Annotated in this window: 12 protein-coding genes and 1 pseudogene; 5 read left to right on the plus strand and 8 right to left on the minus strand. The window is 69.0% G+C overall.

The features are described 5' to 3' along the window. Nucleotides 1–235 (plus strand): annotated as a pseudogene (locus tag AC559T_RS04565) (acyl-CoA dehydrogenase family protein); the annotation flags it as partial. A gap of 310 nt (nt 236–545) precedes the next feature. On the opposite strand, the gene AC559T_RS04570 reads toward AC559T_RS04565, so the two are convergent. Further along, the gene (locus AC559T_RS04570) at nt 546–1,322 is read right to left on the minus strand and encodes an enoyl-CoA hydratase/isomerase family protein (RefSeq protein WP_112105526.1); all 777 of its coding nucleotides are present in this window, start codon (nt 1,320–1,322) and stop codon (nt 546–548) included. Between the two features lie 446 nt (nt 1,323–1,768). Between AC559T_RS04570 and AC559T_RS04575 the strand changes: the two genes are divergently transcribed. Next, complete coding sequence (locus tag AC559T_RS04575) at nt 1,769–3,085, plus strand: acyl-CoA dehydrogenase family protein (protein WP_498867865.1); 1,317 nt, start codon at nt 1,769–1,771, stop codon at nt 3,083–3,085. Nucleotides 3,086–3,139: 54 nt separating this feature from the next. Here AC559T_RS04575 and AC559T_RS04580 read toward each other — a convergent pair whose 3' ends face one another. Beyond that, nucleotides 3,140–4,186 carry a phosphotransferase family protein gene (locus AC559T_RS04580; protein WP_498867866.1) on the minus strand — a complete coding sequence of 349 codons (1,047 nt, stop codon included), beginning with the start codon at nt 4,184–4,186 and terminating at the stop codon, nt 3,140–3,142. Nucleotides 4,187–4,383: 197 nt separating this feature from the next. Here AC559T_RS04580 and AC559T_RS04585 point away from each other — a divergent pair, with 197 nt between their 5' ends. Both AC559T_RS04585 and AC559T_RS04590 read left to right on the plus strand, forming a co-directional pair. Next, nucleotides 4,384–5,574, plus strand: coding sequence for an amidohydrolase family protein (locus tag AC559T_RS04585; RefSeq protein ID WP_112105525.1), 1,191 nt, complete (start codon nt 4,384–4,386; stop codon nt 5,572–5,574). 210 nt (nt 5,575–5,784) lie between these two features. Then, nucleotides 5,785–6,174, plus strand: coding sequence for a nuclear transport factor 2 family protein (locus tag AC559T_RS04590; protein WP_241832057.1), 390 nt, complete (start codon nt 5,785–5,787; stop codon nt 6,172–6,174). A gap of 146 nt (nt 6,175–6,320) precedes the next feature. Here the strand turns inward: AC559T_RS04590 and AC559T_RS04595 are convergent, their stop codons facing one another. From AC559T_RS04595 to AC559T_RS04620, 6 genes are all read right to left on the minus strand, one after another. Then, entirely contained in the window at nt 6,321–7,076 is a 756-nt protein-coding gene (locus AC559T_RS04595) for an SDR family NAD(P)-dependent oxidoreductase (protein ID WP_071067085.1), read from the minus strand. A gap of 111 nt (nt 7,077–7,187) precedes the next feature. Then, a complete protein-coding gene (locus AC559T_RS04600; protein ID WP_112105524.1) occupies nt 7,188–8,021 on the minus strand; it encodes a TauD/TfdA dioxygenase family protein in 834 nt (277 codons plus the stop codon). A 14-nt stretch (nt 8,022–8,035) separates the two neighbouring features. Then, a complete protein-coding gene (locus tag AC559T_RS04605) occupies nt 8,036–8,380 on the minus strand; it encodes a hypothetical protein (protein ID WP_112105523.1) in 345 nt (114 codons plus the stop codon). A 14-nt stretch (nt 8,381–8,394) separates the two neighbouring features. Further along, complete coding sequence (locus tag AC559T_RS04610; protein ID WP_498867867.1) at nt 8,395–9,690, minus strand: aromatic ring-hydroxylating oxygenase subunit alpha; 1,296 nt, start codon at nt 9,688–9,690, stop codon at nt 8,395–8,397. Between the two features lie 97 nt (nt 9,691–9,787). After that, nucleotides 9,788–10,978 (minus strand): CaiB/BaiF CoA transferase family protein, encoded by a 1,191-nt coding sequence (locus tag AC559T_RS04615; RefSeq protein ID WP_112105521.1) that lies wholly within the window; start codon nt 10,976–10,978, stop codon nt 9,788–9,790. Between the two features lie 45 nt (nt 10,979–11,023). Continuing rightward, nucleotides 11,024–11,881 (minus strand): enoyl-CoA hydratase/isomerase family protein, encoded by an 858-nt coding sequence (locus AC559T_RS04620; RefSeq protein WP_112105527.1) that lies wholly within the window; start codon nt 11,879–11,881, stop codon nt 11,024–11,026. A 111-nt stretch (nt 11,882–11,992) separates the two neighbouring features. Between AC559T_RS04620 and AC559T_RS04625 the strand changes: the two genes are divergently transcribed. After that, complete coding sequence (locus AC559T_RS04625; RefSeq protein ID WP_112105520.1) at nt 11,993–12,970, plus strand: TIGR03621 family F420-dependent LLM class oxidoreductase; 978 nt, start codon at nt 11,993–11,995, stop codon at nt 12,968–12,970. The last annotated feature ends 62 nt before the right edge of the window (nt 12,971–13,032 follow it).

Consider the following 13,032-nt stretch of genomic DNA (forward strand, 5'->3'; position numbering starts at 1 on the left):
CGCGCTCACCGCCCTGCTCGCCAAGGCAGCCGCCGGCAAGGCAGCCCTCGACGCCGCCCGCCACTGCCAGCAGGTCCTCGCCGGCATCGGCTTCACCGCCGAACACGACTTCCACCACCACCTCCGCCGCACCCTCACCCTCGACGGCCTCCTCGGCAGCACCCGCGACCTCACCCGCCAGGCCGGCGCCCACATCCGCCAGAACAACCACGCCCCACGCCTGGTCAACCTCTGACGCTGACCTGAGAACCGAAGCTGGAGCCCGAGACCGGAATCCGGAAGGAGCGAGGAGCCAGGAGCGGCCAGGACCCGGTGCCGATTTTTCGATGACGACGACCGGGTGACCACCCGCGGTAGCAGTGAATGGTGAGCCAGGGAAAGAATCCTGTCGGAACCGAAACTCTCGAGAATCTCTCGAGGAGCGGAACCACGCGGATTTCCGTGGAAATCAGAAGGACCCGGGCGCTTCGAGCGCCCGGGTCCTGGCCGACCGGTTTCGGAGAAGCCGGGGCGGTCTGGGCGTGCCGCCCGGGACCGCCGTCCCCTCAGCTCTTCTGCTTCTGCTTCGCGGAGAGCCGCTCGACGATGGAGGCGAAGTCATCGGTCTGGAACGACGCCTCCTCCGCGGTTGTCGCGAAGTCGAGCGAGGCGATCACGGCGCGCTCGACGTGCAGGTTGAGCAGCCGCTTGGTGGTCTCCACCGCCTGCTGCGGCAGCTCGGCGATGCGCTTCGCGCACGCCAGCGCCTCGGCCACCGGATCAGCGGCGATGTGGTTGGCCAGCCCCATCTGAATGGCCCGCTCGGCGGAGATGCGCGCGCTGGTGAACGCGTACTCCTTGGCCAGGTGCATGCTGGTGTGCAGGGGCCAGGTCAGCGGCCCGCCGTCGGCGGCCACCAGGCCGACCTGGATGTGCGGGTCCGCGAGGAAGGCCTTCTCCGCCATGTAGACGATGTCGCTCAGTGCGACCAGGCTGCAACCGAGACCGACGGCCGGGCCGTTCACCGCGGCGACCACGGGAATCCGGCAGCGAACCATGCCGAGGACGATCTCGCGCCCGTGCGCGATGGACAGGGCGCGCAGCTCCTTGTCCTTGAACAGCTCGTTGAGGTAGGCGAAGTCGCCGCCCGCGGAGAACGCCCGGCCGGCCCCGGTGAGCACGGCAGCCCGCGCCGAGCGGTCCTCGTTCAGCTGCGGCCAGAGCTTCGCCAGCCCGACGTGCAGGGGATGGTTGACCGCGTTGAGATCGTCGGGCCGGTTCAGCGTGATGATCCTCAGCGGCCCGTCCGCGCGGACCTCGATCTCCTCCGGCATGTCGTACACGTCATACGTCCAATCGATGATCCGGGTAGCGATGTTGTCGGTGGCCGGCCCCGGTGCGTGACCCTCGACGATGTGCTGCCGGGCGCCGCGGCCACCGCCGTGGCGCCCGGGGATCGCATCTCCTCGTTTCCAACCCCTGCAAACTACATTCTCGTTGGGGGTGAATCAACCAATGACCGGGCAGAATGCCGGGTACGGTCATATCGGAGTCTTGACCCGACGGGTCGGGTGTGCTTGTCCAGTGTGTCGTCGGGGATGAAGGTTTTCGCGCGAACGCAGTGGATGAATGTTGAATCCATGGCAATGTCGATTTTTCTTGATCGTACCGCCTCTGATCGTATGCGGAGATCGTCGCTTCACGGAGTCCGGCCTTCACGGAGTCCGGCCGTCATCGATGCCGACCCGCGCCGCGCGGGTGCGGCCCTGGAACGAGAGCGAGACCGACTGTGTGGGAGTTCGAGACCGACCCGGCCTACCAGGAGCAGCTCGACTGGGTCGACACCTTCGTCCGGGACGTCGTCGAACCGCTGGACTTCGTCCTCGACAACCCGTTCGACAAGCGGGACTCCCGGGCGCAGGCGATCGTCCGGCCGCTCAAGGAGGAGGTGAAGGCACGCGGCCTGTGGGCCTGCCATCTCGGGCCCGAACTGGGCGGTCAGGGCTACGGCCAGGTGCGGCTCGCCCTCCTCAACGAGATCCTGGGCCGCTCCCGGTGGGCGCCGTCGATCTTCGGCTGCCAGGCCCCCGACTCGGGGAACGCCGAGATCCTCGCCCACTTCGGCACGCCGGAGCAGAAGGCCAGGTATCTGGAGCCGCTGCTCGAGGGCGACATCGCGTCCTGCTACTCGATGACCGAGCCGCGCGGTGGTGCCGACCCGACCCTGTTCACCGTCCGCGCCGTGCGCGACGGCGGCGACTGGGTGATCAACGGCGAGAAATGGTTCTCGACGAACGCCCGGCACGCCAGCTTCTTCATCGTCATGGCCGTCTCGAACCCCGACGTGGACGCCTACAAGGGCATGTCGATGTTCATCGTGCCGGCCGAGACGCCCGGGATCACGATCGTGCGCAACCCCGGCGTCGCCACCGAGCCCCCGGAACAGGGCTCGTTGGGGGGCGTCCGGCATGACCACGGCTATGTCCGCTACACCGACGTCCGGGTGCCGGCCGATCACCTGCTCGGCGGGGAGGGCGACGCGTTCGCGATCGCGCAGACCCGGCTGGGCGGCGGGCGGGTGCACCACGCGATGCGGACGGTCGCCCTGGCCCGTCACGCCTTCGACCTGCTCTGCGAGCGGGCCGTCTCCCGCCAGACCCGGACGGGGCCGCTCGCGTCGCTGCAGATGACCCAGGAAAAGGTCGCCGACAGCTGGATCGACATCGAGTGCTTCCGGCTGCTGGTGCTGCGCACCGCCTGGCTCATCGACAAGCACAAGGACTACCGGAAGGTCCGCAAGGACATCTCCGCGGTCAAGGTGATGCTGCCCCGCGTCCTGCACGACGTCGCCCAGCGGGCCCTGCGCATCCACGGGTCGCTCGGGGTGTCCAACGAGATGCCGTTCGTGAGCATGATGGTGACCGCGGAGGCGCTCGGCATCGCCGACGGCCCCACCGAGGTCCACAAGGTCACGCTGGCGCGTCAGGTGCTCCGGCAGTACACCCCGGTCGAGACGCTCTTCCCGTCCGGTCACCTGCCCACCCTGCGGGAACATGCCTTCGCCGCCTTCGCCGACCGCCTCGAACACGAGGCCGCCGAGCTGTGACGACGCGCCTGACCGAGCGGCGACGGCACCTGGTGGGCCACGCCGCTCGGCAGGCTAGGCCCTCCGAGTGAAGGACACGCCCTGCCGGACGCGTGCCTCGACCTCGGTCGCGAACGTGGGTAGATCGTCGGGCGGTGTGCCCATCTTCCCGTCGAGGTAGCGCCGGTACACCCCGGCCAGGATGGCGGCGGCCCGCCAGGCGGTGAACGCCATCCAGTAGTCGAGCTCCGCGATCGAGCGGCCGGACTGCCGCGCGTAGCGGGCGGCCAGCTCGTCCGTCGTGGGGAACCCTGGCAGCGCGGACGGCAGCCGCTCCTGGCTCGCCCGCGCGTCCGGCGTCGACCAGGTGCGCAGCAGGTAGGCGACGTCGGCGAGCGGGTCGCCCAGGGTGCACAGCTCCCAGTCCAGCAGGGCCAGGACGTCCCCGTCGGGGCCGAGGAGCGCGTTGCCGAGCCGGAAGTCGCCGTGCACGAGGCGCGCGGTGGACTCGGCGGGCCGGTGGGCGACGAGCCAGTCGTGCAGCGCGGCCATGCCACCCATGTCCCCGAGCTCGCAGGCCGCCCACTGCGCCGACCAGCGCCTGAGCTGCCGGTCGAGGAAGCCGTCCCGCCGGGACAGGGCGCCGAGACCGACCGTGTCGACGTCGACGGCGTGCAGCGCGGCGAGGGTGTCGACGAGCGCGTACCCGGCGCGGCGGCGGGCCTGCGGGGAGGGGAGGAGGGCCTCGGAGTCGGCCGCGGTGCGCAGCACGAGCCCGTCCACGTAGGCCATCACGTAGAAGGGCGCGCTGGTCACCTCCGGGTCGTCGCAGACGCCGAGTACGCGCGGCACCGGCACGCCGGAGCCGGCGAGCGCGGCCAGGATCCGCGCCTCGCGGGTGACGTCGTGGGCGGTCGCGAGCAGCGCGCCGACCGGCGGCCGGCGCAGCACGTACCGCTGGTGACCGGCGTCGCCGACGAGGTAGGTGAGGCACGAGTGGCCGCCGGCGACCCGGTCGTAGCGCAGCGGCGGCACCGCGCCCGCCACATGTTCACCGAACCAGCGGTCAAGCGCCCCGGCCTCGATACCGAGGGGTTCGGGTGCCGTCGGGAGGGCATCCATCTGCGACCTGCCTTCGGCTCGGTGCGGAGATCGACGTGGCGAGAGTGCCGCGATTTCCCAGCATCTGACCCTACCGTCACCTTGCGCGGTGGCGCTCCCGACGCTGCTCGGTCCGCCGTCGCGATCTGCTGGCGTCGCGGACCACCGAAGTGTAGGGAGGATAGGGACGTCCATCGCAGACAAGCAAGGGAGGGCCCGTGGCTCACGCCGGTATCTCGGTGTTCGACGCGGACAACCATCTGTATGAGACGAAGGAGGCGCTGACGAAGTACCTGCCCGCCCGGTACAAGGGCGCGGTCGACTACGTCGAGCTCAACGGGCGCACGAAGATCATGGTCCGGGGCCAGGTGAGCGAGTACATCCCGAACCCCACGTTCGAGGTCGTGGCCCGGCCCGGCGCGCAGGAGGACTACTACCGGAAGGGGAACCCCGACGGGCTGTCCTACCGGGAGATCTTCGGCAAGCCGGTGAAGTGCATCGACGCCTGGCGCGAGCCCGCCGCCCGGCTGGCGAAGATGGACGAGCAGGGCCTCGACCGCACCCTGGTGTTCCCGACGCTGGCCAGCCTCATCGAGGAGCGGATGCGGGACGACCCGGACCTGATCCACGCGGTCATCCACTCGCTCAACGAGTGGCTGTACGAGACCTGGCAGTTCAACTACGAGGGGCTGGACCGGATTTTCACGACTCCGGTGATCAGCCTTCCGTTCGTCGACAAGGCGATCGAGGAGCTCGACTGGGTGCTTGAGCGGGGCGCCAAGGTCGTGCTGATCCGGCCGGCGCCGGTGCCCGGGCTCCGTGGTCCGCGTTCGTTCGGCCTGCCCGAGTTCGACCCGTTCTGGGCACGGGTGCAGGAGGCCGGCATCCTGGTCGCGCTGCACTCCTCGGACAGCGGCTACGCCCGCTACACGAGTGAGTGGATGGGCGCGAGCATCGAGATGCTTCCCTTCCAGCCGAACACCTTCCGCATGCTGCAGGCCTGGCGTCCGGTCGAGGACGCCGTCTCGGCGCTGGTGTGCCACGGTGCGCTCTCCCGCTTCCCGCAGCTGAAGATCGCCATCGTCGAGAACGGGATGAGCTGGGTCGAGCCGCTGCTCAAGTCCATGAAGAACCTCTACAAGAAGATGCCGCACGACTTCCTGGAGAACCCGGTCGACGTGGTGAAGCGGAACATCTACGTGAGCCCGTTCTGGGAGGAGGACCTCGGCGAGCTGGCGCAGCTCCTCGGTGAGGACCACGTGCTGTTCGGCTCGGACTACCCGCACCCGGAGGGCCTGGCCAACCCGGTGAGTTACATCGACGAGCTGTCGCACCTGCCGGAGGAGCTCGTCCGCAAGATCATGGGTGGCAACCTCGCCCAGCTCATGGGCATCGGCGTCCCCGCCTAGGACGGCCAGCGACAGGACGGCCGGCGACAGAACGAGGAGCACTACCGAGACCGCTGACGAACGCGGTGGGCCCCCTGGGCTCGCCGCGCCGTTCGGCGGTTTTTCCGGCGCCCGCCGCGGGCGTCATTTCACCGGCGGCGTGCCGCAGCCTGAGCGCGGCATGCCGCGGACGCACGGCGAAGGGGAGTCCGGATGCTCGACGACGGGATAGTGACGGCTTTACGGCGGCACTGGGAGGACGGATTCAACGGGTACGACGTGGATGTGGTGATGGGGGCCGTCGCCCAGGACGTCGTTTTCAGCTCGCCTTTCGTGCCGCGGCTGACCGGTGACCCGCGCAAGGTGACGATCGAGGGCTACGCGCCGTTCCGGGAGTACATCGCGGACTCGATGCGCCGGGTACCGGACATCCGCTATTCGGTCGACGCCGCCTACGTCAGCACGCAGACCGTCATCTTCGTGTACTCCTGCCACTTCTCCGACGGCCAGGTGCGCACGGGCGCCGACTCGATCCGGGTCGACGACGAGGGAAAGATCGTCGAGTGGCGCTGTCACTACACGTTCGAGCCGAAGGCCCTGGACAGCCTCATCGAGGACTGAGCCGCCCGCGGGGCGCGCCGTCAGGCGGCCGCCGAGCGGGCGCCGCGCTCACTTGTCCGCGGGCGGACGGGAACCGGGTCGGCTCCCTCCGTCCGCGACAAGTGGACGAGCAGGCCGCGGTGGTCAGCCCGCGGCCGGCGCAAGGATCAGGTGTTGCGGCCGCCGTTGACGCCGATGATCTGACCGGTGATGTACCCGGCCTCCTCGGAGATGAGGAACGAGGCGGCGGCGGCGATGTCCTCGGGCTTGCCGGGGCGCCGCACCGGGGTGCGCTCGGCGTGGTCGGCGATCGTGCCGCCGATGAAGCCCTTCGCCTCGACGTCGCGCAGCATCGGGGTGTCGACGAAGCCCGGCGGGATCGTGTTGACCGTGATGCCCTTGGGGCCGTACTCCAGGGCCAGCGACTTGGTGAAGCCGATGAGGCCGGCCTTCGTCGACACGTAGTGGACCATGTACTGCTGGCCCGAGTGCGCGCTCGACGACGAGATGTTGACGATCCGGCCCCAGTGGGCGCTGATCATGTCCGGGAGGACGGCCTGGGTCAGGTAGAACGGGCCGCTGAGGTTGACGGCGATCATCCGGTCCCAGAGCTCGTCCGTGATCTTCTGGAAACCCAGGGTGCCGGTGAGGCCGGCGTTGTTCACGAGCACGAGGACGGGGCCGAACGTCTCGCGGATGCGGTCGATGGCCGCGTCCACCTGCGCCCGGTCGGAGACGTCGACGCCGCCGAAGGCGGCGGCCTCGTACCCCAGTTCGCGAGCCTCCTTGGCCACCTGCTCGGCGCTTTCGGTGTTGATGTCGAGCACGGCGGTGGCGAAGCCGTCCTTGGCCAGGCGCAGGCTGATCGCGCGCCCGATGCCTGATCCTCCGCCGGTTACTACGGCCGTCTTCCGTTCGGTCACGTTGCCGAACCTCCCTGTGGGTAGCTGCGTCGCTGGTGATCGGTCGACGGCGCGAGCGCCCGTGAACCGCCTCGTCAGCGGCCCACGGGCGCGAACCCCGTACGAACAGAATTACGCGACCGCTTCCTCACCGGCCAGCGATGCGCGGTGCATCAGCCTGGACGATGACGGTCCGTAGGGGAGGGCCCGGTGCAGCATCCCGGTGTTGTCCCAGATGACGAGGTCGCCCTGGGTCCAGTGGTGCCGCAGGACGAACTGCGGCTGGGTGGCCCAGGCCAGCAGGCGGTCGAGCAGCGCCCGCCCCTCGTCCGCGGGCAGACCGACGACCTCGCCCGCGGTGGAGCCGACCAGCAGCGACTTGCGGCCGTTGCCGCGGGTCCACACGATCGGCTGTTCCCGGGTCGGGTTGCGATCCCAGGCGGCCCGCTCCTCGGGTGAGGGGTTGGGAATGGCGACGAGCTGGGAGGCGGTGAAGCTGTGCAGGGCCCGCACGCCCTCCAGCTGCGCCTTCTCCTCGTCGGACAGCGCCTTGTACGCGGCGTAGGTGTTGGCGAACTCGGTGTCGCCCTCCGGGTCGCCCGAGATCTGCCGTGCCGTGAGTAGCGTGGCCTTGTCCGGCACCTCGCCGGTGGTCCCGTCGATGTGCCAGTGGAACGTGGCCTCGCGGTACGCCGCCAGCTTGCTCGCCGACGCGTCGCGGGTGATCCGCTGGATCTCCTTGAGCTTGTGGCCGCCCATCGGGAGCGGCAGGACGTTGCCCAGCAGCCGGGCGAAGGCGACCAGGTCCTCGTCGTCGATGTCAGCCTCGCTGAAGACGACGACCCCGGTCTCCTCCAGCGCGGCCAGGGCGTCGTCGGCGACGCCCTTGTCGACGAGCTGCGTACCCTTCAGCCCGCGGAACTCCGTGCCGGTGTTCTCAGTGATCTTCCTGGTGGTGGTACCCATGGCAGGTCGCCTTCTCAGAGGGCCGGTTCGACGGCGGTGTCGAAGAAAGCCGCGCCGGAGTCCGGGATCCGGGGCTGCTTGAAGATGTTCACCGGGTACGACACCATGATCATCGAGTAGAGCAGGCGCAGCAGCCGGGTGTCCTCGTCGGACAGGGCGTTCACATCGCGGGTGTCGAGGTAGGCGATGGCCTCCTCGGCGAGCGGCGCGATCGCGTCGTAGAAGTCCTGCAGCTCGTCGATGGTCTTCGACAGCCGCTTCTCGTAGCGCTCGACCCGCGTCGCCAGGTCCCAGTCGGCGACCCACGGCTCGAGGGCGCGGAACCGCTCGGGCAGGGATGTGTCCACAGTGGTGGTCATGTCGAGGGGTTCCTCTACTTCTCGCTGCCGGCCTGGTGCGCCGCGACGGCGTCCCGGACGACCTTGTGGAACTGACGGATCATCAGCTCCATGTCGGACAGGTGGAACGTCTGCAGCGCGCGGTTGTTGAGCTGCGACCAGGTCGCCTCGACCGTGTTCGTGTCCTGCATCGCGAACTCGATGGTGCTGTCGACGACCAGCTCCTGGGCCAGCCGCTCGGAGGCGGTCTTCGGCTCGGGGAAGTAGATGTCGACCTCGTAGGCGTGGGTGCCCACCGTCTCCGGGATGTACTGGTAGGTGATGTAGTACCCGCGGCCCCAGAGCTGGACCGACAGGTTCGGGAACAGCCAGTACTGGTCGTTGCTCCAGGACCGGACGTTGCCGGGGTTGCGGTCCGGCGTGAGGTGGCCGAGGTCCTCGCGGACGTCGTCCGGGCCGAACAGGCCGGCGCGGAACAGCCGGTAGGCCCAGTTCATGTCCCGCCTGGCCGGGCCGACCGAGCCCTCCTTCTTCTTCAGGAGCGGCGGGCCGGGCACCGAGGTCAGCATGTGCGGGGTGAACAGGTCGTAGTGGTAGGAGTCCATCGGCGGGACGAGCTTCTCCGCCTCGGCCACGTTGGTGTTGAGGAACCGCCCGTGGACGTACGCCGGGTGGTACCACTCCAGCAGCGCGTCGATGCCGATCTTCCAGTTGCCCTTGACCTTGGTCCGGAACGACCAGTGGTTGGTGAACTTCTCGAACGGCCAGCTCTCCAGCTCGGTGGCCAGCTTCTCACCGAGGAACTGGCGCAGCGGCGGGGCGTCCTGGCTGAAGTTCACGAAGATGAACCCGGCGAAGACCTCGCAGCGCAGCTGCGGCATGGCGAGCTCGTCGTCGGGCAGCGATTCGAAGAACTCGTTGCGCTTGGTGACGTAGGTGCACTTGCCGTCGAGGCCGTAGCGCCAGCCGTGGTACTTGCAGGAGAACTGCCGGGCGCTGCCCTGGGTCTCGTTGGTCGGGTGCTCCTGCCAGACGACCTTGTTGCCGCGGTGCGCGCAGATGTTGTGCAGCGCGTACACCTCGCCGTCGGTGTGCCGGGTGATCACGATCGACCCCAGCCCCACGAACTCGCGGGTGAAGAACGTTCCGTTGCGGGGAAGCTGCTCCATCCGGCCGACCTTCAACCAGGTCCGCTTGAAGATCGCCTCGCGCTCGGCCTGGAAGAACTCCTCGGAGATCGAGTCCTCGTAGTCGACGGGCCCGGTGTCGAGGTTCGGGTAACCCGGTGTGTACTTGCCTCTGCCGGTCGCAAGTTTTTCCTGGATGGCCATCGGCTTCAACCCCTCTCGCAGGATGGTTTCGTTCCCACCGCCGGCGAGCTCACGCTGGGCCGGGGCTTCGACGTCTGGTGTCAGATCACTCTTGGTTTCAGATCACTCCGTCGGCGCGCAGCCGCGCGATGTCCTCCGGGGTGCGGTTCAGTAGTTCGGTGAGGACGTCGTCGGTGTGCGCGCCGAGTTCCGGCCCCAACCAGCGGATCTCACCCGGGGTTTCGGAGAGTGCCGGGATCACTCCAGGCACTGCCAGCGGGCCGATCCGGGATTCCTCGACGGTAATGGTCTCGCGGTGCTTGTACTGCGGATCGTCGAAGATGTCGGCGATGGAGTAGAGCTGGCCCGCCGGAACCTGGGCCTGCTTGCACCGGGCCAGCACCTCGTCGCACGGCAGCGATCCGACCCACCCGCCGACCAGCTCGTTGACCAGGTCCCGGGCGGCCAGGCGTTTCGCCTTCGGGCCCAGTTCGTCCTCGTCGGCCAGCTCGGGGCGTTCCATGGCCCGGGCCAGCCGGGCGAACATGTCGTCGTTCGAGCAGGCGATCGCGATCCAGCGGTCGTCCTTGGTCCGGTAGTGGCTGTGCGGGAGCACGTTGACGGTGTCCGCGCCCATCCGCTCGCGGACGAAGCCGAACTGCTGGTAGGCGGGCGCGATCTCGTCGAGCGCACGGAAGATCGTCTCGTACAGGGCCAGGTCGACGACCTGGCCCTTCCCGGTGCTCTCCCGGGCGCGCAGGGCCATCAGCACGCCGATGACGCCGTACAGCCCCGTCATGTAGTCGGCCAGCGAGGTCGAGCCCGGGGTGACGGGTGTCCCGCCCGGCTCGCCGGCCAGGTAGGCGAGCCCGGAGAAGGCGTGGGCGATCCGGGCGAAGCCGGGGAGGTCCCGGTTGGGCCCCGACTGGCCGTAGGCGGAGACCCGCAGCAGGATCGCGCGCGGGTTCAGCTCCTGGATCACCTCGGGGCCGAGCCCCCAGCGCTCGAGGACGCCGGGGCGGAAGTTCTCGATCACGATGTCGGCGGTGGCGATGAGCTCCCGGAGGATCTCGAGGCCACGGGGATCGCCGAGGTTGAGGGTCACCGACCGCTTGTTGCGGCTCTCGCTGAGCCAGACCAGGGTGTCGCCACAGTCCGTGTCGGTGCCGAAGCGGCGAAGGTTGTCTCCGGTGCCAGGCCGTTCGACCTTGATGATGTCGGCCCCGAACTCGCCGAGCACTGTGGCGCAGAACGGCCCCGCGAGGTAGGTGCCCAGGTCAAGGACCCGGACTCCCTGGAGTGCGTGCATGCTGTCAGCCTCCGGTGGTCGGCGATTCGACGTCGAGGTCGATTCTTAATCCGACCAGGGCTGTGCGTCCCACGGTCTGTCCAGTGGCTCCATGCCGCCGCCGAACGGGAAGAACTCCCGCTGGGCGTAGGTCTCGCGGCCCAGGCCGTGGCCGAGCTCGTTCAGGAAGGCCCGCTTGAGGTTCTGGGTGAACAGGTCGCGGGTGTAGCGCAGCACGAGCGGTGGCTTGCGCACCAGCTCCCGCGCGAGCTCCCAGGCACGGTCGAGGAGCTGGTCCTTCGGAAGCACCTCGGCGACGGCGCCCCACGAGAGCGCCTCCTGGGCGCCGAGCTTCTTCCCGGTGAGCAGCAGGTAGCGGGCGCGGTTGTGGCCGACGAGGAACGGCCAGATGACGTGCTGTCCGTCGCCGGGGACCTGGCCGCGGGGGAAGTGCGACACGTCCTGGAAGTAGGCGTCCTCGGAGGCCAGCACGATGTCGCCCATCAGCGGGACCTCGGAGTGGATGTTGCAGGGGCCGTTGACCGCGCTGATCATGGGGACGCCGACGTCGAGGACGTTGTTGATCAGGTTGCGGTTGTACCAGGCCTTCTCGTCGAGCTTGCGTAGCCCGCGGTCGCCCGGCATCAGCCGGTACTCGGGCTTCTCCGGGGGCTCGCCGTTGGGGAGGTTGCCCCAGTTGGCGTTGTAGTTCTCGCCGGTGCCGGTGTGGATCAGCACCTTGATCTCGCGGTCGCCCGCGACGTCGGCGAACGCGTCGGCCATGTCGTCGTGGGACTTCCAGTCCCACACCAGGCTGCCGCCGTTGGTGTGGCACTGCATGAGCAGGATGCCGTCCTCGTCTAACTGGAACCGGTAGTTGGCGTACCGGTCCTCGTACTCCTTGAACCTCGTCCGCTTGACCATCCCCATGTCCCTTCGGCGCGGCCGGGAGAACGTCGATCTTCCCTCGCGGAAGTGACGTTACCATATATCTAAGGTCGTCCTATAGTAGGACGCGCATGTTATTCTCCGTCGATGTCAACCTTGCGGCCGTTCCGCTTCGCTGTCCAGGCCACGAAGGCCAAGTCCGGGTCCGAGTGGCGTGACCTCGCCCGCCGGGTCGAGGATCTCGGGTACTCGACGCTCTTCCTGGCTGATCACTACCTGGGGCACGGGCCGGCGCAGAAGGAAGCAAGGTGGCCACCGCAGTACCTGGCACCCATCGCGGCGATGGCCACGGCCGCGGCGGTCACCGAGACGCTGCGGGTGGGCTGCCGGGTCTTCTGCGTCGACTACCACGTGCCCGCCGTGTTGGCGAAGGAGACGGCGACGATCGACCTGCTCTCCGACGGCCGCCTCGAATTAGGGATCGGCGCGGGCTGGAGCGAGCCCGAGTACCGGGCGATGGGCGTCCCCTACGAGACGCCGGGCCAGCGGATCAAGAAGCTGACCGAGGTGATCGCGCTGCTCAGGGCCCACTGGTCCGGGCAGGACCTCAATCAGCACGGGGAGTTCGTCAACGTCACCGGTTACGCCGGCCTGCCGCGCCCGGTGCAGCAGCCGCACCCGCCGATCATGATCGGCGGCGGCCGTCGCCGGGTCCTCTCCCTCGCCGGGCGGGAGGCCGACATCGTCAGCATCTCCACCGTGCCGTTCGCGGCGGTGAACGAGGACGGCCTGACGCCCGCCGAGGAGGCGGCGCGCCGGTTGGGCTACGTCCGCGACGCGGCTGGTGAGCGCTTCGCCGGCATCGACATCGAGACCTCGCCGTTCTTCACCCGGATCACCAAGGACGCCGAGGAGGCCGACGCGGCCGTCGCCCGGGTCGCGGCGGCGATGCGGGTCGACCCGGTGAGCCTGCCGAACCATCCGAACATGCTGGTGGGCTCCCCGGACGAGGTCGCCGAGCGCCTCCAGGAACGCCGCGAGGCGTTCGGGATGAACTACATCACCGTCCAGCAGTCGGAGATCGAAAGCTTCGCTCCCGTCGCCGCGCGGCTGAGCGGGCGTTAGGAGATGGCCGCGGGGGGGGGGGGGGGGGGGGGGGGGGGGGCCCCCCCCCGCCCCCCCCCCCC

The sequence above is a fragment of the Frankia sp. Hr75.2 genome (genome assembly GCF_949319125.1).
GTDB classification, from domain to species: domain Bacteria; phylum Actinomycetota; class Actinomycetes; order Frankiales; family Frankiaceae; genus Parafrankia; species Parafrankia soli.

What these genes read in the sequence shown, in the direction of transcription:
- AC559T_RS04610 (WP_498867867.1), bottom strand. Translation starts at nt 9,690, where the DNA reads ATGGCCATCCAGGAAAAACTTGCGACCGGCAGAGGCAAGTACACACCG.
- AC559T_RS04620 (WP_112105527.1), bottom strand. Translation starts at nt 11,881, where the DNA reads ATGGTCAAGCGGACGAGGTTCAAGGAGTACGAGGACCGGTACGCCAAC.
- AC559T_RS04615 (WP_112105521.1), bottom strand. Translation starts at nt 10,978, where the DNA reads ATGCACGCACTCCAGGGAGTCCGGGTCCTTGACCTGGGCACCTACCTC.
- AC559T_RS04580 (WP_498867866.1), bottom strand. Translation starts at nt 4,186, where the DNA reads ATGGATGCCCTCCCGACGGCACCCGAACCCCTCGGTATCGAGGCCGGG.
- AC559T_RS04605 (WP_112105523.1), bottom strand. Translation starts at nt 8,380, where the DNA reads ATGACCACCACTGTGGACACATCCCTGCCCGAGCGGTTCCGCGCCCTC.
- AC559T_RS04600 (WP_112105524.1), bottom strand. Translation starts at nt 8,021, where the DNA reads ATGGGTACCACCACCAGGAAGATCACTGAGAACACCGGCACGGAGTTC.
- AC559T_RS04625 (WP_112105520.1), top strand. Translation starts at nt 11,993, where the DNA reads ATGTCAACCTTGCGGCCGTTCCGCTTCGCTGTCCAGGCCACGAAGGCC.